This window comes from Acinetobacter sp. YH12211 (genome assembly GCF_013418015.1).
Taxonomy (GTDB): Bacteria; Pseudomonadota; Gammaproteobacteria; order Pseudomonadales; family Moraxellaceae; genus Acinetobacter; species Acinetobacter towneri.
Window position 1 is genome coordinate 1 of sequence record NZ_VPCW01000024.1, and the last position, 20,644, is coordinate 20,644.

At 42.1% G+C, this 20,644-nt stretch carries 25 protein-coding genes and 1 rRNA gene; 10 read left to right on the forward strand and 16 right to left on the reverse strand.

Features of this window, described 5'->3' with window-relative positions:
* Window positions 1-104 (forward strand): 5S ribosomal RNA (gene rrf / locus FTU98_RS10660); the annotation flags it as partial.
* A 164-nt stretch (window positions 105-268) separates the two neighbouring features.
* Here the strand turns inward: rrf and FTU98_RS10665 are convergent.
* Entirely contained in the window at window positions 269-1,648 is a 1,380-nt protein-coding gene (locus FTU98_RS10665; protein WP_180051394.1) for a dihydrolipoyl dehydrogenase, read from the reverse strand.
* A 160-nt stretch (window positions 1,649-1,808) separates the two neighbouring features.
* Here FTU98_RS10665 and FTU98_RS10670 point away from each other — a divergent pair, with 160 nt between their 5' ends.
* Window positions 1,809-3,338, forward strand: coding sequence for a hypothetical protein (locus FTU98_RS10670; protein WP_180051395.1), 1,530 nt, complete (start codon window positions 1,809-1,811; stop codon window positions 3,336-3,338).
* A gap of 136 nt (window positions 3,339-3,474) precedes the next feature.
* Here FTU98_RS10670 and FTU98_RS10675 read toward each other — a convergent pair whose 3' ends face one another.
* Window positions 3,475-3,894 (reverse strand): beta-lactamase hydrolase domain-containing protein, encoded by a 420-nt coding sequence (locus tag FTU98_RS10675; protein WP_180051396.1) that lies wholly within the window; start codon window positions 3,892-3,894, stop codon window positions 3,475-3,477.
* Window positions 3,887-4,222, reverse strand: a complete 336-nt coding sequence (locus FTU98_RS10680; RefSeq protein WP_096902417.1) for a TIGR01244 family sulfur transferase — start codon at window positions 4,220-4,222, stop codon at window positions 3,887-3,889. The genes FTU98_RS10675 and FTU98_RS10680 overlap by 8 nt, the downstream gene beginning before the upstream one ends.
* Window positions 4,223-4,345: 123 nt before the next feature.
* Between FTU98_RS10680 and FTU98_RS10685 the strand changes: the two genes are divergently transcribed.
* From FTU98_RS10685 to FTU98_RS10695, 3 genes are read left to right on the forward strand one after another with little or no spacing between them, the layout of a single operon-like run.
* Window positions 4,346-5,242, forward strand: coding sequence for an alpha/beta hydrolase (locus FTU98_RS10685; RefSeq protein ID WP_180051397.1), 897 nt, complete (start codon window positions 4,346-4,348; stop codon window positions 5,240-5,242).
* On the forward strand, window positions 5,243-5,674 hold the full coding sequence (gene trxC, locus FTU98_RS10690; RefSeq protein WP_180051398.1) for a thioredoxin TrxC: 432 nt from the start codon (window positions 5,243-5,245) through the stop codon (window positions 5,672-5,674).
* 27 nt (window positions 5,675-5,701) lie between these two features.
* Entirely contained in the window at window positions 5,702-6,148 is a 447-nt protein-coding gene (locus FTU98_RS10695) for an acyl-CoA thioesterase (protein ID WP_218948283.1), read from the forward strand.
* A 50-nt stretch (window positions 6,149-6,198) separates the two neighbouring features.
* On the opposite strand, the gene FTU98_RS10700 is transcribed toward FTU98_RS10695, so the two are convergent.
* Window positions 6,199-6,708, reverse strand: a complete 510-nt coding sequence (locus FTU98_RS10700; protein ID WP_179990889.1) for a DUF4442 domain-containing protein — start codon at window positions 6,706-6,708, stop codon at window positions 6,199-6,201.
* Between the two features lie 12 nt (window positions 6,709-6,720).
* Complete coding sequence (locus FTU98_RS10705; protein WP_004976234.1) at window positions 6,721-7,209, reverse strand: YajQ family cyclic di-GMP-binding protein; 489 nt, start codon at window positions 7,207-7,209, stop codon at window positions 6,721-6,723.
* Between the two features lie 92 nt (window positions 7,210-7,301).
* On the opposite strand from FTU98_RS10705, the gene FTU98_RS10710 reads away from it, so the two are divergent.
* Window positions 7,302-7,616, forward strand: a complete 315-nt coding sequence (locus FTU98_RS10710) for a rhodanese-like domain-containing protein (RefSeq protein WP_004976235.1) — start codon at window positions 7,302-7,304, stop codon at window positions 7,614-7,616.
* Between the two features lie 79 nt (window positions 7,617-7,695).
* Here the strand turns inward: FTU98_RS10710 and mnmC are convergent, their stop codons facing one another.
* The 4 genes from mnmC to FTU98_RS10730 are packed head-to-tail and all read right to left on the reverse strand — an operon-like array spanning window position 7,696 to window position 11,039.
* Window positions 7,696-9,597 carry an FAD-dependent 5-carboxymethylaminomethyl-2-thiouridine(34) oxidoreductase MnmC gene (gene mnmC / locus FTU98_RS10715; RefSeq protein WP_180044510.1) on the reverse strand — a complete coding sequence of 634 codons (1,902 nt, stop codon included), beginning with the start codon at window positions 9,595-9,597 and terminating at the stop codon, window positions 7,696-7,698.
* A 37-nt stretch (window positions 9,598-9,634) separates the two neighbouring features.
* Window positions 9,635-10,090, reverse strand: a complete 456-nt coding sequence (locus FTU98_RS10720; RefSeq protein WP_136143969.1) for a hypothetical protein — start codon at window positions 10,088-10,090, stop codon at window positions 9,635-9,637.
* 5 nt (window positions 10,091-10,095) lie between these two features.
* The gene (locus tag FTU98_RS10725) at window positions 10,096-10,398 is read right to left on the reverse strand and encodes a YciI family protein (protein WP_096902413.1); all 303 of its coding nucleotides are present in this window, start codon (window positions 10,396-10,398) and stop codon (window positions 10,096-10,098) included.
* 29 nt (window positions 10,399-10,427) lie between these two features.
* Window positions 10,428-11,039 carry a septation protein IspZ gene (locus FTU98_RS10730; RefSeq protein WP_179991586.1) on the reverse strand — a complete coding sequence of 204 codons (612 nt, stop codon included), beginning with the start codon at window positions 11,037-11,039 and terminating at the stop codon, window positions 10,428-10,430.
* 45 nt (window positions 11,040-11,084) lie between these two features.
* On the opposite strand from FTU98_RS10730, the gene FTU98_RS10735 reads away from it, so the two are divergent.
* Window positions 11,085-11,939, forward strand: a complete 855-nt coding sequence (locus FTU98_RS10735) for a PHP domain-containing protein (protein WP_180051400.1) — start codon at window positions 11,085-11,087, stop codon at window positions 11,937-11,939.
* 105 nt (window positions 11,940-12,044) lie between these two features.
* Here the strand turns inward: FTU98_RS10735 and FTU98_RS10740 are convergent, their stop codons facing one another.
* Both FTU98_RS10740 and radC read right to left on the reverse strand, forming a co-directional pair.
* Window positions 12,045-12,953, reverse strand: a complete 909-nt coding sequence (locus tag FTU98_RS10740; protein ID WP_154321041.1) for a bestrophin family protein — start codon at window positions 12,951-12,953, stop codon at window positions 12,045-12,047.
* 68 nt (window positions 12,954-13,021) lie between these two features.
* Window positions 13,022-13,720, reverse strand: a complete 699-nt coding sequence (gene radC / locus FTU98_RS10745) for a DNA repair protein RadC (RefSeq protein WP_154321040.1) — start codon at window positions 13,718-13,720, stop codon at window positions 13,022-13,024.
* A gap of 113 nt (window positions 13,721-13,833) precedes the next feature.
* Between radC and coaBC the strand changes: the two genes are divergently transcribed.
* Window positions 13,834-15,108, forward strand: a complete 1,275-nt coding sequence (coaBC, locus tag FTU98_RS10750) for a bifunctional phosphopantothenoylcysteine decarboxylase/phosphopantothenate--cysteine ligase CoaBC (protein ID WP_167845783.1) — start codon at window positions 13,834-13,836, stop codon at window positions 15,106-15,108.
* Window positions 15,109-15,185: 77 nt separating this feature from the next.
* Here coaBC and secB read toward each other — a convergent pair whose 3' ends face one another.
* The 4 genes from secB to rsgA all read right to left on the reverse strand — a co-directional run bounded on the left by secB (window position 15,186) and on the right by rsgA (window position 17,527).
* Complete coding sequence (gene secB, locus FTU98_RS10755) at window positions 15,186-15,644, reverse strand: protein-export chaperone SecB (protein ID WP_004976246.1); 459 nt, start codon at window positions 15,642-15,644, stop codon at window positions 15,186-15,188.
* Window positions 15,645-15,678: 34 nt separating this feature from the next.
* A complete protein-coding gene (gene grxC, locus FTU98_RS10760) occupies window positions 15,679-15,933 on the reverse strand; it encodes a glutaredoxin 3 (protein WP_004976247.1) in 255 nt (84 codons plus the stop codon).
* Between the two features lie 33 nt (window positions 15,934-15,966).
* Window positions 15,967-16,374 (reverse strand): rhodanese-like domain-containing protein, encoded by a 408-nt coding sequence (locus FTU98_RS10765; RefSeq protein ID WP_004976250.1) that lies wholly within the window; start codon window positions 16,372-16,374, stop codon window positions 15,967-15,969.
* 94 nt (window positions 16,375-16,468) lie between these two features.
* Window positions 16,469-17,527, reverse strand: a complete 1,059-nt coding sequence (gene rsgA, locus FTU98_RS10770) for a small ribosomal subunit biogenesis GTPase RsgA (RefSeq protein ID WP_096902409.1) — start codon at window positions 17,525-17,527, stop codon at window positions 16,469-16,471.
* Window positions 17,528-17,650: 123 nt separating this feature from the next.
* Here rsgA and orn point away from each other — a divergent pair, with 123 nt between their 5' ends.
* Complete coding sequence (orn, locus tag FTU98_RS10775) at window positions 17,651-18,208, forward strand: oligoribonuclease (RefSeq protein WP_004976254.1); 558 nt, start codon at window positions 17,651-17,653, stop codon at window positions 18,206-18,208.
* Between the two features lie 210 nt (window positions 18,209-18,418).
* On the opposite strand, the gene FTU98_RS10780 is transcribed toward orn, so the two are convergent.
* A complete protein-coding gene (locus FTU98_RS10780) occupies window positions 18,419-19,294 on the reverse strand; it encodes a metal-dependent hydrolase (RefSeq protein WP_131261957.1) in 876 nt (291 codons plus the stop codon).
* A gap of 132 nt (window positions 19,295-19,426) precedes the next feature.
* Between FTU98_RS10780 and FTU98_RS10785 the strand changes: the two genes are divergently transcribed.
* Window positions 19,427-20,491, forward strand: a complete 1,065-nt coding sequence (locus FTU98_RS10785) for an AraC family transcriptional regulator (protein ID WP_131261958.1) — start codon at window positions 19,427-19,429, stop codon at window positions 20,489-20,491.
* Window positions 20,492-20,644: the final 153 nt, after the last annotated feature.

The window sequence follows — 20,644 nt, forward strand, 5'->3', positions numbered from 1 at the left end:
TAGCAAGAGTGAACCACCTGATCCCTTCCCGAACTCAGAAGTGAAACCTCTTCGCGCTGATGGTAGTGTGGGGTTACCCATGTGAGAGTAAGTCATCGCCAGCTCATTATTCTAAACACCCTCAACTCACGTTGGGGGTGTTTTTTATGTGGAAAAGAAAATAAAGTTAGAAAAATAAAATTATAAAAAGAAAGGAAACATAAAAGTGAAGGCAAAATAAAACCATCAGGGGATGGTTTTAAAGAGTAAGCATACTTTCTAAATTTGATTAGATTTCACGTAGTTGTCGACGTGCATGTTTAAATGCTGTTCTTAAACCTTCTTCTAGTGTTGGATGGTAGAACGGTTTATCTAAAATATCCTCAAGTGTGAGTTCTTCATCAATCATCCAAGCCAATAAGTGCGCCATGTGCTCAGCAGCATCCACAAATAATTCAGCACCTAATAACTTTTGACTTTTATTATTAATATAAACTTCAATCGCACCTTTATTTTTTCCCAGCACCAAAGCGCGACCTTGTTTTTCATAAGAAACAAAGCCTGTCGTAAATGCAATATTTTGCTCTTTCAGTTGTTTATAGTTTTGTCCTACAGATGCCATTTCAGGTGAGCTAAACACAATGCCCATGGGTGTTAATGTTTTAATATTTTCAATGTTTGGAAAGCTTAAACAATTATGCACGGCTGCACGCCCTTCATGTGCTGCTTCATGTTGAATGGGAGTATTCGTGTGTGCATCACCCACAATAAAAATAGCATGCTGTCCGAGTTGTTTGGTATGAGGATCAATTGGGAGTTGTTTGATGTTGTTGAAACTTGTATCAATATTTTCAAGATGAAGCTGATCTAAATAGCTGCGTCTACCCGTGGCAACCAATACATAATCGGCAGTTAAGCTCTGTGTTTGTCCATCTTCTTGATATTCAATTTGCACGCCTTGTTCTGTTCTTTGTAGTTGTGTTGGCAAGGTTTCAAATTTGATATTCAATTCTTGACTAAGTGTATTTTGTGCAATGGTTTGTAGTTCTGGGCTGCTGAGTGAACCAACTTTACGACTACGTGCAAAAATAGTGGTCTCTACCCCTAAGCGTTGCATAGCTTGAGCTAATTCGATTGCAATTACACCACTGCCAATGACGGTCAAAGATTGCGGTAAGTGCTCTAATTCAAAAATTTGATCTGATGTGATTAAGCGTTCGCCTAAGTTTTCTTTCCAGGCTTGGTCATAAGCAGGAGTAGAACCGACTGCAACAATAAAAGCTTTTGCCTGATATTGCTGTCCATTCACTTGAATTGTATGGGCATCTATAAAAGTCGCAAAGCCTGAAACTTTATGGGATGCTTCCCAACGATCTACATCTTTTTGTGTGGCACGGGTAAAACGATCACGTAATTGACGTACGTGCGTCATGATTTGGGATGTATCAATTTTTGCATCTACCGTGAGTGCAACTTCTTGTGCATGCTGAAAGTCGTGCATGCGATTGGCACTAGAGATGAGAACTTTGCTGGGCATACAACCAACGCGGGCACAGGTGGTATCCCATGGGCCGTGATTGATGATGAGTAGATTTTGGGTGTATTTAATCGCTTCTTTATAGGCGCTAATGCCTGCGGTGCCTGCACCAATAATAATGAGGTCGTACATTTGTGAGCTACTTCATGTAATAAATAAATTTAGGCTAACACAAGCAAAACATTTATCATGCTTTTATTTACATAAAGCAGTAACTATGGTTACATATCTGACAATATTAATTATATGTTTGATTAACTCATAGTTTTAGAGGGATTTGGGGAATAACTCAATGAAAAAGAAAGAAATTAGTTTGAAATTTTCGGCTGTGGCTTTAGCAGTTTTATTGGCTGGCTGTGGTGGCGGTGGAAGTGATGGGTACTATAATAAAGGTGTTAGTGCTCCTACCGCAGGAACAGGAACTGGCACACAAGAGGAAAACCTGTTTAAAAATATTCAAATTCAGTATCTTCCAATAGTAGAAAAACTTAATGCGCGTGGAGATACTTTTACAGTGTCTGTACGTGTAATGAATGATGGGGCTATTTTACCTAATGTTGCTTTAATAGTTGAATCTACAGATGTATTAAAGAATACAGCTGCGATTGAGTACATTCCATCAAGTGAGGAGGTAGAGGGTGAATCCGCAGGAATCAAAACTGATGGACAGGGTATTGCACGATTTAATGTTAAAGTTGATGCGGGATTGGATGAATCCACGATTAATGAAATCTTGAAAGGTGTAAACGTTAAGGTATCTGTTAAGGATGATAAAGGTAATACTTTAGCTTCAGAACCTCATCTTATTTCGGCTTATGATCCAGAAAAAGAAGTAGTTGAAATACCGAACAAATATGATTGGAGTATTTTAACCGACAAGCAGGCACTTGCAGTTGTTGGTGATAAAATTGCTGTGCAGATCAAACTCAAGGCTATTAATGGAACTGACTCTGTAAATAATAAGCCAATACAGATTTCACTTGAAAACTCATTTAATAATCAGCTTGCAATTTCAAGTGAATCAGTCGCTTCAACTAATGAGGAAGGTTATGTTGCATTTACTATTAGTTCAAAACTGACAACAGCATTGACCGAAGCACAAATAGCAAACATGCTTTCACAAGGGTTAAAATTCAAAGTACAAGTTGTTGAATCTGGCGTTGTGACGAGCGAACAAAGCAAACCGATTGCTTTAGTAAAGTATATTGATGAAAGTTTGTATGGCGGTATTAACTCTATGAGTCTTGGCCAATTGACCTCTAACAATGGAAATTATATTCAAGAGGTTTACTTGGATTTGGGTGAGGAACATGCTAACCAGGACGTAACGATCTCATCTCGTGCCATTCAATATAGTAAAGGAAAATATTATTTTTCAAAAAATATTGGTCTTTATCCATTAAGCTCAGCAATTTGTACCTTAAATAATTCACCTGTTAAAAACGAGACAGGTTTAGACTGGAATGGTAATTCAATTACTTATGCTGCCTTGGTTTCTGAAAAACTAAAACTCAATAATATTGATATCAATAATGTTGTCTATTTGAATAAGGCGGGGCTTACTAATTCGACACTCTCATTTGTAAAAGTGAAAACTGATGTAGATGGTAAGGCGATTATTAATCTTGTTTATGATAAAACTTATTCCAAATGGTTAAACTTAAGTCTAAGTGCACGTTTGGAGAATCAATCTGTTCCATTCGGTAGTACTTTTGATTTTCAACTACCATTAATTGAAACAGATTATAATGATCAAACAGGAACAGGGCCGAATATGATTAGTCCATTTGGTATGTCAGATGATTGTTTTAATGCAAATTAATTAAAAACAGCGCTTCGGCGCTGTTTTTTATTGAGAGATTTAAATAGAAGTCCCCACACTCACACCCACCGTCGGGCGCACTTGCATAGAACTACAAGCACTCAGAGCCAAGACACATATCACCACCAATAAAACTTTATTCATGCAACAAACCTTGAAATTTTGCCTGATGAAATAACGCACTAGAACGAGAGCCACTACGACAAATCATCAGAATGGGTTTTGGAAGCTCATTATAATATTTGGCAAATTCAAGAATATCTGTTTGAGAAATTTTACCGCTATTAACGGGTTGATAAATCACACTGATCTGAGATTTTTCCGCGATATTGCGTAATTCACTCACCTTGACTACATTGCCCATCTCTTGATCAGGGCGGTTCACAATCACAGATTTAAAACCTTGCCGCATTAATTGTGAAAATTTGGCAGCATTCATCTGACCTGCAACGCTGACTTTATTTGTTAGCATCTGTGTATTGTTTGCGTAACTCAACGAGATACTGCTGCAGATCAGAATACAGCAAAACACATGTTTGAGGATGGGTTTAGTCATCCAACAAATCCATTTGTTTTGCCAACTGGAATAAGTTGTTTGAGCGGTTACCCGTACGGCAGAACATCAACACAGGTTTTGGCAATTCGTTATAGTGATTGGCAAAAGTACGCACATCGACTTCAGTAATTTGACCAGACACCACAGGTTGATAGACATAATCTAAACCTGCTGCACGTGCAGCTTCTTCAATTTGCGCACTGGTTGGTTGCTCAGCACCACCTTCCATATCTGGGCGGTTATTAATAATTGACTTAAAGCCTTTCTCTACAACTTGGCTCACATGTTCAGGACCAATTTGACCCGCAAAACCGACTTGTTCAGACATGGGAATACTCCATCATTTTATTCATGACAATATGCTTTATGATAGCATTAAGCAGATTCAAGAGCAGAATGTTCTGAAATATTTATAACGACGATAACGATAAAATAACGCAATGGAGCGCTTATGCATTCCTATACGGTCGAGCCTTTATATGTCAAAAGTGATCACGAGGTGATTGCTGCAGACTTTTATCGCCCTAAATCTATAGAAAAACCCGCAGTAATTCTAATGGCACATGGACTGGCTGCTTTACGTCATTTTAAATTGGTGCAATATGCGCAGTGTTTTGCACAGGCAGGCTATGCTGTGGTGTTGTTCGATTATCGCTACTGGGGTGGGAGTACCGGTCGTCCGCGTGAATTGGTGTCTATTGAAGCGCAGTTAGATGATTGGCGCAGCATGATTTCACATATCGCAGAACGTAAATCTATAGATGCCAAGCGCATGATTTTATGGGGGACGTCGCTGAGCGGTGGATATGTGCTCAGTCTGGCTTCGAGATTACACAATTTGGCAGCGGTGATGGTACAAGTGCCTTTTGTCGATGGTGCGGAAAGTGCCAAGTTGTATCCTTTGCAGCAACTTCCTAAAGCCTTGAAAATCTCCAGTCAGGATTATATGGGGGCAAAGGTAGGCATGTCGCCAAAAACACTGCCTGTGGTTGCGCAAAAGGCGCTGTGCTTTTTACCCACAGCAGACAGTTATGCAGGTTATATGTCCATTGTAAACCCCGATCATTACTGGAGTGGAGAAATTCCTGCGCGGGTATTTTTTAATTTGATTCGTTATCGCCCCATTCAAGAAGTGCGGCAAATCAACATCCCTGTGTTATTTATTGCTGCACAGCGTGACAGCCTGATTCCAATTGAATCGAGCCGTGAAACGGCCACCAATATTGCGCCTTATGTGCAATATGAAGAGTGGGATATGCAACATTTTGATATTTATCATGGTGAATGGTTTAAAAAAGCCATTCAGACCCAATTAGAGTTTTTACAGCAACTGTTTGGAGTTCAGTAAATGATTATTGTATGCCCTGGATGTGGTGCAAAAAACCGTGTACCTGAAGATAAATTATCTGCCAATCCTGCATGTGGGCAGTGTCATCAAGCGCTGATTCCGCTTGCACCCATTGAATTGAATGAGCAAAATTTCAGTAATTTTATCCAAAATAGCGATTTACCTATTCTGATTGATCTTTGGGCGGACTGGTGTGGCCCTTGCAAAATGATGGCACCACATTTTGCAACAGTTGCCAAGCAAAATCCGCAGGTGGTGTTTGCCAAAATTGATACCGAGGCCAATTCACGTTTAAGCAGCGCGTTTCATGTGCGCAGTATTCCAACACTGGTATTGATGAATAAAAGCAATGAAATTGCTAGAATAAGCGGCGCGCTACGAGCGACTGAATTACAACAGTGGTTGGATCAGAAACTCAATGCCCAGTCTTAATGCACTGTTCGTGCTAATTTAATGCAAATGTCCGGAGTGAACGTGTCAGATTCTCATGCAAAACCAGAGGGAGTGCTTTCCCTACAAACAATTGCCATGCCAGCAGATACCAACTGGAGTGGAGATGTCTTTGGAGGCTGGATCGTTTCACAGATGGATTTGGCTGGTGCGATTCATGCCGAGCGTTTTAGTAAAGGACGTTGTGCCACGATTTCCATTAACCAAATGACTTTTTTGGTGCCTGTAAAAGTGGGCGATGTGATCAGTTGCTACACCAAAATTTTGAAAGTGGGCAATACTTCAATTCAAATGCAAATTGAAGTGTGGGACAGCCATGACGATTCACGTGAAGCCGTGCGTGTCACCGAAGGCGTATTTACCTTTGTTGCGGTTGATGTCAAAGGCTCAAAACGTCAGATTCCTGAAGAAGCCAAACAGAAGTTGTTAGAAGCTCAGGCGAATCAAACATCGTAATGAAAAAATCCCAGCATAGTAGCTGGGATTTTTTTGGAGAGAAACAAGTATCAATCTTGTTTTTGCTTTAAATGTGCTTTGGACACCCATGCCCATAACATTTCACACTGAATCGGGGCTTCGCCTGATTCATCAATCACACTGACATTGACCAGTGTTTCACCTTTGTCGGTGCTGTGCATGCGTTGTTGCTGTTCTGGGCTGAGTGTGGCAATCGCTGTCATTGCACCTTGAGTCGGACGTTTAAAGTCTACTTTCAAGCTTTTAATCAGCACAATGGCACTATCTGGTACATTCATAGCCGTTACAAAACCTGTGGCAGTTTCAGCCAACAGCGCCATAGCACAGGCATGTACCTGTCCAATATGATTCTGCATGGCTTTATGATTGGCAAGACTGACCACCACTTGCGATGGGGTTACTTCTTGATAGCGAATTTTCGCAGTGCCCACCATCGGCACGACACGACCAAAGGCTTGACTCAAAAGGCGGCTTTGAATGCCTTTCGGCAATTTTGATGTTGCTTTGACCAGTTTGTTTAAGCGATTGGTTGGTGTCATGACATCCCCAAATTAATCTTTAAAGTTGTTAAATTGCAGCGGCAGACCAAATTGTTGCTCTTTCAAGAACGCCATGACTTGTTGCAATGTATCGCGTTTCTTGTCGGTCACTCGAATTTTGTCACCTTGAATAGAAGATTGCACTTTAATGCCACTGTCTTTAATGGCTTTGTTAATTTTTTTTGCGGTATCTGAGTCAAGACCATCTTTAAGTTTGATCACTTGAATCACATTTTTACCCGATGCGGTCATTTTTTGTGGGTCAAGCGCCTGAATGTCGACTTTACGCTTATAGAAGTGATTTTCGAGCATGGTATACACTTGCTCACATTGGAAATCACTTTCAGTGGAGATTTTAATCTCTTTGTTTTTTTCATTGAGGTCGATAGAAACATCCTGACCACGAAAATCGAAACGAGTACCGATTTCTTTTTGTGTGTTTTGAACCGCATGATTCACTTCAAAAAGTTCTAATTCAGAAACAATATCGAAAGAAGGCATAATGAAGACCTTTGCAAATGGAAACAATATCTGAGATGCTAGGGATGTTTTCTTCATTTGCCAAGTGTTGTTTTACATCAAAGGAGTGCGCAATGATCCGTAAACAAGAAATTACAACATTTGAGTTCCCAGCTGACGCGATTATCTGGGATGTACGTGATGCAAGTGCTTATGCAGAAGCTCATGTTAAAGGTGCTGTGAATCAGCCAATTAACGATCTATCAGCAGAGAGCCTCACTCAGGTGTCGGCGGATCAACCCATTTACATTTTATGTGGTGGCGGAAGTAAAGCCCCACGTGCAGCGGAAAAACTAGAAGGTTTGGACAGCTCACGTGAATATGTTGTTTTAATGGGTGGTACACGTGCTGCGCGCGACGCAGGCATGCCTTTGGAACAAGGTCACTAAGTATCATCAATATGAAGAAAGCGCCGTAAGGCGCTTTTTTGTTGGGTATCGTTTTATTTCTATTTTCTCTAAGCGAGCGTTAGCTTGAAGGTGGAGGAGCTTTAAAATAAGGCTTCTTGGTTTTCACCTTTTTCTGAAAACGTGTAGCTGCCAGTTTTTGTACTAAGTTTTTAGGTACAGCGCAGGCTTCTGCTAAAACTTGTGCCGCCAGTATTTCACTGCACAACGGGGCAAATAAAAAGCCTTTAGAACCGAGTCCTGCAAAGCTGTAAATTTCCTGATCATCACGCATTTTGCCAAGTAGGGGAAAATAATCCTTACTTTGGGCGCGTAGCGAAGCGCGACCTTGCCAAGTATCTACGGGTGCTAAGTTTTCGGCATACGCAGGAAAGACACTGTGGATAAGTTCGTAGTTATGCACATGGTCTTCTGCCAAGACGTCACAATCTTCCCGATTTGGATAAAACGATGCACCTAAAATCAGTTGATCGGCATTGAGCTGCATGCAATAGCCGCCATAGCTATAGGCTTGTGATAATGGCAAAGCCTGATCTGTATTATTTACCCAGCTGACTTGCCCACGAATCGGTTTAAGCACAGGGTAATGCTCAAAAAAAGCACCGCTTTGCAGCGCTGCACAGACGATGACATGATCAAACACTCCAAGTTCAGTATCTACGCTGTGTAAGATCAGTTGCTGTGCTGTCGTGGTGATTTGTTTAATTTGAGCTTGCTGAAACTGAATGTGCGGATGCGCAAGAATTTCATCACGCAGTTGATGTGGAGAAACTGCTCCTGCTTGCAATAAGTTTAAACTGGCAAAGTCGCTTTGTGGCGTAAGTTCGGTTGCACTCTGTGCTGCTAAAATACCTTTTGGGTATTGTGTGGCTAAATCCAGCAATTCATCGGCATGTTTAAGTGCCAGTTGATGAATCTGCAACGGACGAAATGCTTTGAATGCGGCATAGTGATTTAAAGCATGTTGCCATGCCAAAGTCATTAAATGATCAGCACTTTGATGAATTGGGCAAAGTTTTGGGTTTAAGAGTGCCAAAGGATTGCCAGAACCGCCTGCAAGTGGCGCTGTTTGGTCATAGAGCGTGACTTGATGCCCTCGTTGGGAAAATGCCCACGCACAGCTTAAACCCGCAATTCCTGCGCCTATGATCGCAATATGGCGCTGTTGGTTGCTTGTTGTGGTATTTGTTGTAATTTGAGTTTCGTTCTGATCGGATATTGGCTCTATTTCAGGCGCTTGCCAGATGGCTTTCAGCATTTCCCGTTTATGCCCAAAACCGCGTGGGCGGGTGATGTGAATACCGTGTTGTTTTAAGCCACGTTTGAGTACGCCTGCCACACTAAATGAGGCAAAAGTCGTGCCATAATCGGACAGTGCTACAATCGGGTTGAGCACGGTTTCCTGCCACATATCGGGGTTACAGGCGGGTGCAAAGCCATCTAAAAACCACGCATTGACAGGAGCAGTTTTAGCAATGACAGGAAAAACTTCCTGAGCATCGCCTAGCCATAAATCTAGGCTAAAGCGTTCATCTGGAAAGTTTAAACGATGACAGCCTGCAATAGCGGCAGGGTATTGCTGAATCAGCTGTTCAGACAGATGACTGAGTTCGGGCCAAGCCGCTAAGGCACGTATAAGATCGGCTTTGCAAAGTGGAAATTTTTCGACAGAAATTGCGTGTAAATGGCTGCGATTATTGGGACGTACCTGTTGCCATAATTGCCAGAGCGCTAAAATATTTAAGCCTGTACCAAAGCCTGTTTCGCCTACACAAAAATATTCAAAATCATTCAGCGCTGCTAAACGGATGGGTAAGTCATTGCCCTGTAAAAACACATGCCGTGTTTCTAATAAACCGTTGTCTTTAGAGAAATACACATCGCCAAATTGTTTGGAAATGGGCACATCAATACCATCGACCAGTTGCCAATCCAGCTCGGCAGTTTGAATAGGCTGAAACAAAACCAGAGTACCTTAAATCAAGAGGTGAATGCTCACCTTACCATTGGCGGCGACGTTTGGTATAGACATAGCTAGCAATTAAGAAGCCGAGCAATACGCCAACCGCGAGTGTTGCAGCACCGTATAAAAACATTTGCGCACTGCGTTCACTTTGCAGTACTTGAACTTGCACGCCTAAATTATCGTTTTTAAGTTGCAGTTCCTGATTCTGTGCCAAAGCATCGAGATTCGCTTGTTCAAGTTGTTGTAAACGTGTGCTTTGATCTTTAATCAAGGCTTTGGTTTTGGCTTCCTGAAGGGCTTTATTTTTGGCAATTTGTTCTGCAGTTAGGGACTTATCTTGTGCAGGAGTAACCCCATTGGCTGTTGTTACAGTTGCCGTGTTGGTCACAGCAGCAGGAGCAGGTGCATTAGGTGTGGTTGTGGCTGGCTCAACTGCATAAACAGGTGAACTGAGCAGAACAGCAACAACACTGGCAACAACGAAACGCATAGCGCTTATCCTTGAGGGAATGCTTTATTGAATGGCTTAACGTCAATGTGGCTATATACGCCTTCTTTTAAGAAAGGTTCATCTTGTAGCCATGCATCGAGTGCTTCACGACTGTCAAAATCGACAATCATGGTGCTGCCATAAAAGCCTGCTTGCGGATTGTTTGGGTCTTTTGGCATTGCCCCCGCCACAATTAAACGACCTTCAGCATCGAGTTGTTGCAAACGTGCAAGATGTGCAGGACGGGTCGCAAGACGTTTTTCCAGTGTACCTTCACGGTCAGTACAACTCAGAACAAATAAAGGCATAATTACTCTCGAATATCGTAGATCAGAAATTATTCAGATGTTTTAAAGTATTTGCGCAATACAATAAACTGCACAATGATAAAGGAAAACATCACAATCATGTCACCAAAAGCGGTGAATTCGCCCCAATATTTTCCATCCCTAAATAAAAATGCAAAAAATACGTGTAGGAAAGACATGACTGCAAACATGGCTGCCCAAGCATAATTCAGGTTTTTCCAGCCAACTTCGGTCAAGTTGAACACAGGCCCAAATAAGCGTTGAATCAGTGGTTTACGGTCTTTGCTGAACCATGGTGATAGCAAAAAAGCACCTGCAAATACAATGTTTAAAATGGCAGCTTTCAGGCGAATATAAAAGTCATCGCTTAACATTAAAGTAACGCCACCAAAAATTACGGTCATAAACAGCACAATCCACTGTTGTTTATCTAAACGGAATTTTTGCATGATGAACAATGCGCCGTACACCACTAACATCGAGATGATCAGACCTGTGGTGGCCACCAAAATATGGTTGTTATCGACACCGCCTGCAGAGCCGATGAGTTGTAGTAATTGATGATTAGTGTCTTTTGGATCTACAGTTTTGTATAAATAAAAGAAAATAATGAGGGGCACAAAGTCTAAAAGTGCTTTCATGTTAGAGTATCTAAATCTGATCAAATAAATGACATAGTATAAGTGATGCACGGCGTAGATTTACATACACATAGTAATATTTCTGATGGAACTTTGTCACCTGGAGAATTGGTGTCTGCGGCAATTCAGCAGGGCATTCATACCTTGGCATTGACTGATCATGACACAATGGATGGGCTGGCTTTGGCAGAGCAAGCGGCTCAGGGGCAAGATTTAAAGATTATTTCGGGAGTGGAAATTTCCAGTCAATGGTCACGTCCTGCCACTAAAAAAAGCTATAGCGTGCATGTGGTGGCGCTAAACATGCAAAATCCTGCACCTTTACAGGCGCTGCTGGAACAGCAAAAACAAATTCGTGCAGAACGTGCCAAACAAATTTGTGATTTACTCACTCCGCTGATTGGACAAGATATTTATAATGATGTACTTCTTAGAGTCGAAGGCGTAGCAGATCGGATTACCCGTACGCACATTGCCAAAACTTTACAGGAAAAAGGCATTGTAACGCGTGTGCAGCAAGCATTTGATAAATACATCAAAGAAGGCAAAAAGGCTTATGTGAAATTTGATGGCTTGAGTTTGGAAGATACGATTCGGGTGATTCACGACAGTCAGGGTTTTGCCGTGTTGGCGCATCCAACCCGTTATGATTTATCTGCGACCAATATTCGTTATTTAATTGAAATTTTTGCCAAATATGGGGGTGATGCAGTGGAATTGCCGCCTAATATTGACCCTGCATCGACCCGTCAAATGGTGGATCGCATGATTGCGGAACATGGTCTGAAAGTTTCGATTGGCAGTGATTTTCATGGTGAGCATATGCCCTGGATTAAATTGGGCAATATTCCGCGGGTGAAAGATGGTCAAATTGGGATTTGGGAGAGTTTTGTTGAGTAACTCCCTCATCCCAACCTTCTCATATAAGCAGATGTGATATCCATTATTAAAATTTAGAAAGGATAAAAACTCCTTCTCCCTCTGGGAGAAGGTTGGGAAGAGGGTCTAAAGCAAATTATTGTCCTGTGCCTGAATTGGTGGTGGCGTTGGTTTACCCAACGTACCCAATAATTCAATTTCAATGGTTCTTACCATGGCATCTAAAGGTAAGTCATTGCTTTGCGTGCCAAAAGGTTCTTCAATTTCAGAACTGAGCGCATCCAGACCTAAAAAAGTATAAGCCAAAATACCGACCAAAAGCGGAGTCGCCAATCCGAGTGTAGACCCTAAACTAAAGGGCAACATAAAACAGAAAAAGTACACTGTTCGGTTAAGTAGGACTGAATACGCAAAAGGGAGCGGTGTGGTAGCAATACGGTCACAACCCGTGAGTACCAAACTCAGCTCTGTGACGTGTTGATTCATTTGTGTGTAAATAATATCGGAAATTTCGCCCTCTTTAAGTGCTTGCATTAACTCCCATTGAATCAAACTGAGCGTGTATTGCGGCGCATTGGCTTGTTGATACAGTTGGGTAATTGCTTGCTGACTCATGCCACTGGTTTGAATTAACTCGGTTGGATTGGCAGTTTGATGACGCAGGCGGTCGCGCAAGACATTGGCAAATACAATGACGTGCTGAATGACGCGTTCACGTCGTGCTTGACTAAGTATACGGCAGTCGCGGTCAAAGTGGCGCGCGTTGGCAATCAGCATGCCCCAAAGTTTACGTGCCTCCCACCAACGGTCATAACAGGCAGAGTTTTTAAAGCCCAAAAAAATCGACAGCACCACCCCAATTAAAGTAAAGCCAACCAAAGGCAATTCTGGAAAATGAAAATAACCAATATAAGACAAACCGCCAATAATGGTGGAGATCAACATCACCAAGCCCAAAGGCGGTAAGACCTTCGGTAAAATCGTGCCCCGCCAAGAAAACAGTAAGTTAAATACACTGGGTTGATCGACTATCATTTTATTAGAATCATCACAATTTTTTGATGATCTTCTGTGCTTGTGCAGGCTTTGTCAATATGCAAATTTTAAGTGTGCTCAAATTTAAGCAGTTGTTGTTCGGCAAAGGAAAAATTACCTTCACTTGAGATGATGCAGTGATCGATCAAACGCAGCTCTAGCAACTGACAGGCTTGCTGAATCTGCTGCGTCAGGACTAAATCTGCAGGTGAAGGTTGTGGTAAGCCGAAAGGATGATTGTGTGCAATCACAATCGCTGTGGCATGTTGACTAATCGCAAAACGTAGCAATTGATTAATGGAAATTTCACACGAATTTAATGCACCATAAAATAATTTTTTAAAGCTGATTTTGCGTAAACAGGCATCAAGGCAAAGCACCGCAAACACTTCTTGGGTTTCGCCCAAAAGTTCAAAACGCAGATACTCCATCAAGCGTTTGGAATTGCTAAGCTCAAGTGCATCTTGTTTTAAATGTTCGGCTACATAGCGCCGTCCAAGTTCTTTAACTGCCATGAGCTGTGAATATTTACTGTTACCCATGCCGTGAAATTGACACAACTCGGCAATGGGTGCATCGAGTAAAGTAGTGAGATTGCCAAAATGCTGAATTAGCAATCGTGCCAACTCCACCGCAGAATGTTGCTGTGAGCCTGAGCGCAAAAAAATAGCCAATAGTTCGGCATCAGATAAACTGGCAGCACCATTTTGAATGAGACGTTCACGTGGCCGTTCTTGTTCAGGCCAATGTTTAATAGATAAATGCATTGTTATTTGACTTTGTTATTCTAAATTTGAAACTTAAATCCCAACAGATCTCTTGGGAATGACATTATTTAATGCTATTGTGAGCCCCACTGCAACAAAAAGGTGGCTTATTTGTGAGCTTCGATTTAAGCGTACTCCCTCATAAAAACATTATTTTAGCTGTGACAGGCGGCATTGCGGCCTATAAAAGTGCGATTTTAGTGCGTCGTTTAAAGGATGCAGGGTTTAGTGTTCGCGTGGTCATGACCAGAGGGGCACAAGCTTTTATTACACCGCTGACCTTTCAAGCATTGTCGGGCAATCCTGTACATACCGAATTATTAGATACCGAAGCCGAAGCAGGCATGGGGCATATTGAATTGGCACGGTGGGCCGATTTAATTTTGGTTGCGCCCGCCAGTTGCGACACCTTAGCCAAATTTGCTGCAGGTCTGGCCGATGATTTGCTCAGTACTTTATATTTAGCCACCACTGCACCAGTTTGGGTTGCACCTGCCATGAATCAGCAAATGTGGGCAGCCAAAGCCACACAGCGTAACTTAACCACTTTGGTGGAAGATGGCGTGCATGTAATTATGCCCGATGCGGGCGAACAAGCCTGTGGAGATGTTGGTTTAGGGCGTATGCCAGAACCTGAAGATTTGGCGCATCAGGTGACGCAGTATTTTCATCAGGCACAGCGTGCTTTGGTGGAAAAATTTGGCATGTTGGCAGGCAAAAATGTCACCATTACAGCAGGCCCAACCCGCGAAGCTTTAGACCCTGTGCGTTATATTTCTAACCATAGTACAGGCAAAATGGGTTTTTCTTTGGCTGCAGCCTGTTATGCAGCAGGGGCAAAAGTCACGCTTATTGCAGGCCCAGTTAGTTTAGATACGCCAAATGGGGTACAGCGAATTAATGTGTCTTCTGCAATTCAAATGCTAGATACCAGTTTGCAGATGCTTGAACAAGGCTGTGATATTTTCATCGCTACAGCCGCGGTGGCAGATTACCGCGTGGCAGAAATTGCGGAACACAAAATTAAAAAATTAGGCGATGAGCTGAATGTGGCGTTGGTCAAAAACCCTGATATTGTTGCGACCATTGCGCAACAGGAAAAACGTCCGTTTATGGTTGGCTTTGCTGCAGAAACCCGCAATGTAGAAGAGTATGCAGCAGGCAAGTTGGTGGCGAAAAAACTGGATATGATTGCCTGCAATGACGTTTCCCGTGCCGATATTGGTTTTGCTTCCGATGAAAATGCCATGACGGTATTTTTTGCCGAAAGCTACCGTATGGAAAAACGCGATTTGGAAAAAGCCTCGAAACAGGAAATTGCGCAGCAATTGGTCGAAGCGATTCATGATGCCTTGTATCGAGATCCATCTCAGGATGATGATTTTTAATTTTGATCGTCCATCAGCAAACGGATGACATAAAAAACCGCTGAAATTTCAGCGGTTTTTTTATATCCAATCGCGAATTAAGCTTGACCTTCAGCTGCAGCGGCTTGAGCACGTTGCATATTGGCTTCAAACTCGGCATCGAAGTTGATTGGCGTTAACAATAATTGTGGGAAGCTGCCTTTGGTAACCATATCATTCACTGCTTCACGCAAGAATGGGAACAAAATGTTCGGGCAGTATGCGCCAAGAATGTACGGTAAACGCTCTTCTTCAACGCCATCAATCAGGAAAATACCAGCTTGGGTAACATCAACAATAAATGCAGTATCGCCCGCGTTGTTGGCTTGAACCACAACTTTTAATGCTACTTCAAAGTGGGTTGGATCAATTTTTTCTGCAGAAGATGACAGGTTGATGTTCAATTCAGGCTGCCATTCTTTGGTAAATACTTGTGCCCCAGGAACTTCAAAAGAAATGTCTTTGGTATAAATACGCTCTAATGCCAATTGTGGTTGAGCTTGTTGTTCTTCACTCATGTTAAATCCTTAAGAGTTGGTTATCGTGTTATGTTTATGCCAATAATTGATCGAGCTTGCCTTCGCGATCTAACGCATATAATTGGTCAAAGCCGCCAATAAACTGGTCATTGATGAAAATTTGTGGAACGGTACGATGATTGGTGCGTTGCATTAATTCAACACGTACTTCAGGCGCTTCATTCGACAAATTAATTTCTTTATAGGCAACGCCTTTACGCTCAAGGAGTTGTTTTGCACGAATGCAGTATGGACATACAGTCGTTGAATAAATAGTGACTTCAGCCATGATTGTTCTCCTTGCGAAAAATATTGGGTAAAACTATTTGCTTTTTACTAAAGGTAAACCTTGTGCTTTCCAGTTGCTAATACCGCCATCTAAACGATAGGCATCGGTATGTGCGACCTGTTGTAAAGCACTGCCTGCAACCTGACCCAAGTTACAGATAAAGACCAATGGGCGATCTGAGGTTTTTAACTCTTCAACATGCTTGGTAATTTGGCTATAGGGAATATTGCGGCTACCACTGATATGACCTTCACGGAAATCTTTGGCATCACGTAAATCAATCAACATGGCATTTTTAGCTTTGACTAAAATACCCAAAGATTGTGGGGAAATTTTGCGACCATTGCGTTGACCTTCTAACACAAAGAACAACACTACCAATACAGCCAGCGTCCCAAATAAGAAGGGATGATTCCCCATAAATTCGAACCAACGTTCCACAAGTCACCTAATTACAATGTCAAAATTGTTCAAGAGTATAGCGTATAAATATGGCGATCAAAAACACCGCTTCAAGGGCAGCGCCACAATAAAATTAATTTTTTTGTTGCGCTTCGGCAATTTCATCACACAGTCTTAAATAACTGTCTAAACGACGCGATAAAATTTCGCCTTCTGCAGCAGCCAGTCGCAGCGCACATTGCTTTTCATGTTTATGGGTACAGTTGCGGAATTGGCAATGACCCAACAGGTTTTCAATTTCAGGAAAACCATTTTGAATTTTATCTTGGCTCAAGTGCCACAAACCAAATTCACGAATCCCCGGTGAGTCAATTAAGGCAGCACCATCTCCAAAGCCAATTAAACGAGTAGAGGTTGTGGTGTGCTGTCCAAGTGCCGAGTTTTCCGAAATGATATTGGTCTTTTGCGCCGCTTCGGGCACGATGGCATTAATCAGCGAGCTTTTACCCACGCCCGATTGCCCGACAAAAGCTACCGTTTCACCTGCTAAACGTGCCGCTAAATGCTCTAAATTCGCATCGGATTGGGTTTGCATAACTTCATATCCCAAGTCTTGATATTCCTTGAGCAAGTCTAAAATCGGGTCGTTTTCTTTGAGTAAATCAGATTTGTTTAAAACCAATAAGGCGGGAATATCGGCATCGGCACAAGCAACCAAATAGCGGTCAATCAAGCCCGGTGCAGGTTCAGGCAAAGGCGCAAAAACAATCACAATCAAACTGATATTGGCGGCAACAGGTTTAACTTTGTGATAACGATCAGGTCGGGTCAATAAAGATTGGCGTGGATGAATCGCGGTAATAATTCCTAAACCTGTATTCGGATCGGCTTGCCATTTGACCCGATCTCCCGTCACCAATAATTCTAAATTGGTGCGAGTATGACAGCGCCAAATACTGCCTATTTCGATAGGTTTCCAAAACGGTTCAGGCTCACCTGCGTGCACCACAGGTTTTTCAGGATGAATTTCAGGAACAGATAAAGCCTGCACTTCTAATTGACGACCATAGTGTTGTACCACCAAGCCTTCTAAATCATGTGAAGTGTCAATGTCTGCCTGACGTGACTTGTGTTGTTTTTCAATTCGACGTTGCTGTTGTTCAGTCAATCGACGCTTACGAATTAAAGCCATTCATATCCTAAAAAACCATGAACTCAGGATGGCAAAAATAGCATGAAGCGGGGGCACAGTTACAGCCAAGAAGCAAGAAATTTGCTACTATGCTGTTTTTAAGCCGAATAAGATTGCACATTTATGAGCAGCACGCCTGATACTCGCCTCATTTGGATTGATTTGGAAATGACAGGTTTAGATACCGATAACGACCAAATTATTGAAGTGGCTACCATTGTGACCGATGATCATTTAAATATTTTGGCAGAAGGTCCTGTGCTGGCTGTGCATCAACCTGATCGTATTTTAAATGCCATGGATGAGTGGAATACACGTCAGCATGGACAATCGGGCTTAATTGAGCGTGTGCGTCGCAGCAAACTCACTGCGCAGGATGCAGAGCAGCAAACCATTGAGTTTCTAAAAAAATGGGTCAATCCTAAAACATCGCCAATGTGTGGCAACTCAATTTGCCAAGACCGCCGTTTTTTACACCGTTTAATGCCTGAATTGGAACAGTACTTCCATTATCGTAATTTGGATGTTTCATCAGTGAAAGAGTTGGCAAAGCGCTGGCGTCCAGAAATTATGAGCGGTTTGAAAAAGAATGCGTCGCATTTGGCGATGGATGATATTCGTGATTCGATTGCTGAGCTGAAATATTATCGCCAATACTTTTTTATTATGAATCAGGACTAAAACCTTTTTCTGCGTAGGAGATGGAGCTGTAACAGTAACAGCGATCTCTTACGCTTAAACTGTGTTGGTCACTCATAAATAAGAAATAATAAGATATGACTCAGCATTGCCTTATGCCTTACTTTATATAAAGATATTAGAGGCAAGTTTGTATAAAGCTAAGCAATGCTTAGGTGTTCATTGGTTAAAAGCCAAGCAAAACCAAAAGCTTTATTTTCCTGCCTGCCAAAATGCTTCACCTGCCTGAATTGGGTCGCCTGTTTGCGCCAAAGTCTCAAGCCAGACATCATATTGCGCGATGATTGGATGTTGGCTAGGGTGAAAGTCAGGTTTAAACCAATCACGATATTGTGATTGCATTTTGCGTAATTTCCCTTGTTTGCCAAACAGCCATTGCAAGCCACGTACATTCATTTTAAGGCGCTGGGTACGATTAAACCCATCGCATCTCAGCATGACATTGGCGCGGTACAGGGTAAATCCGAACATTAAACCTGTGGTCAGCACCAACGCCATTTTTCGAGTCACTTCAGGCACATTGCCCACCTGTTGCATCACATCAAACGCCACATCACGATGTTCCATTTCTTCAATCGCATGCCATGCAAATAAAGCACGGACATAAGGATGTGCATCTTGCAGCGTGTCTTTTTCGCCATAAAAAGTTTCTGCCATAAGTGCGGTTAAATGTTCCGCAGCTGCTGTCATGGCGATGTTGTATTGGGGCGAGCGATATTTCAGTTCAAACTTAAACACTTTGTTTAGACGCTGAATAAACTGATCTACAGGCATGCCTTGATCTTTCATGACCTGATTCATTTTGTCGTGTGCAATGCCGTGCTGAGCTTCTTGTCGAATAAAATCGGCAACACGCTGTTTTAAGTCAGGGTCTTGAATTTGATCACGGAACAAACGTACCGATTGAATGAAATAACGCTCGCCATCAGGAAAAGTCAGGCTCAAAGCATCAAACATGCGGGTTAAAAACGGGTCACCTGCAAACCAGTAACGCGGCACATCGGCTAATTTAAAATCGAGATTGCTGCGTACTATGGGCGCAGCATGATATTGGACAAGTGCATTCATTTTATTTTATTTCACTCTGGTCAATCCTGTTTGCATTATGTCGGGCTTTGGCAGATTTGTTTTGACAGTATTTGCCAGTTTTTATACATTAAGCGACAAAAGAAAATGATGCATGTCAAAATGAGCAAGCACATGAGCGAAATTCAAATTCCGAATGGTTATTATCAACTTTGGTTACGCTATTTATCTGCACAGGGCAGAGTTCCTGAGCAGCTTGGATTTTCGCCTGCACAATTGCAGCAGTTACAGCATGTGTTGGCATTGCCCATGGATACCCAATCGTCCTATCAGTTTTTTAACGAGATCATCCAACACAGTATTCAGTTTTTAGATTGTCCAACGCTCGTTTTTGAATTGGCACGTTATATTCAGCCTGAACATTTTGGCGTGCTTGGCTATATGGCATCGCGTAGTAACAGTGTTGCAGAAGCCATTCAATATATGATGCGTTTTAGTCGCTTGGTGGTGGATGGTACGGCAGCCGTACCAATGCGACTGGAACAACAATCAGATGCTTTATATTTATCATGGCCATTGGTGGATGAAAAATACAGCTTGGTTCATGAAATGACTTTTGCTTGTATGACTCAATTGGCCATGCAAATTTTTGATTTTCAACACTCTCCGATACGGGAGATTCATTTTGCCCATGCACCGCGTATGGCGATGCTGCATTATGAAAAGTTTTATGGTTGTAAGGTTTTATTTAAGCAAGCGGAATATCAAATTGTTTTAAATTTAGAAAGCCTCAGTTTAAAACCACAGCAAGCCGATCCCTCTTTAATTCATTTACTCACCAAACAAGCTGAAGATGCGATTGCGTTAAAACCACAATTAGAAACCGTGCAGCAGCAAGTCCAAGAGCAGGTGGCGCATTATTTACGTTATGAACAGCAAGTGCCGAGCATTGAATGGGTGGCGCAGCGTTTATTTCGTTCAGGGCGTACGTTACAGCGTCAGCTTAAACAGGAAGGTACGGGTTTTAAACAGATTCTTGAAATAGAACGGATGCAGCGCTGTGAAAACTTACTGCGACAAAATGTGAGCCTAAGCGATATTGCACAGTTGTTGGGTTATTCAGACCAATCGGCTTTGGCGCGTGCCTATAAAGCCTGTACAGGACAGACCTTGCTAAAACGTAAACAGCAGTTGCAGCAAGCTGAGGATGCACTTTCTCTACAGCAAAATACGCCATAAATAGTATGGATTGGCTCATTATCAACAGGTGATTTCGCGCTAAGAGATTGAAAATAAGCTGTGTGTAGCCATGACCGAATCAGCTTTTGCAAGGTTGATAAAGCCTAAGATAAAACCTGAAGTTGTTTATTTTTATCAATATTTTTAAATTTA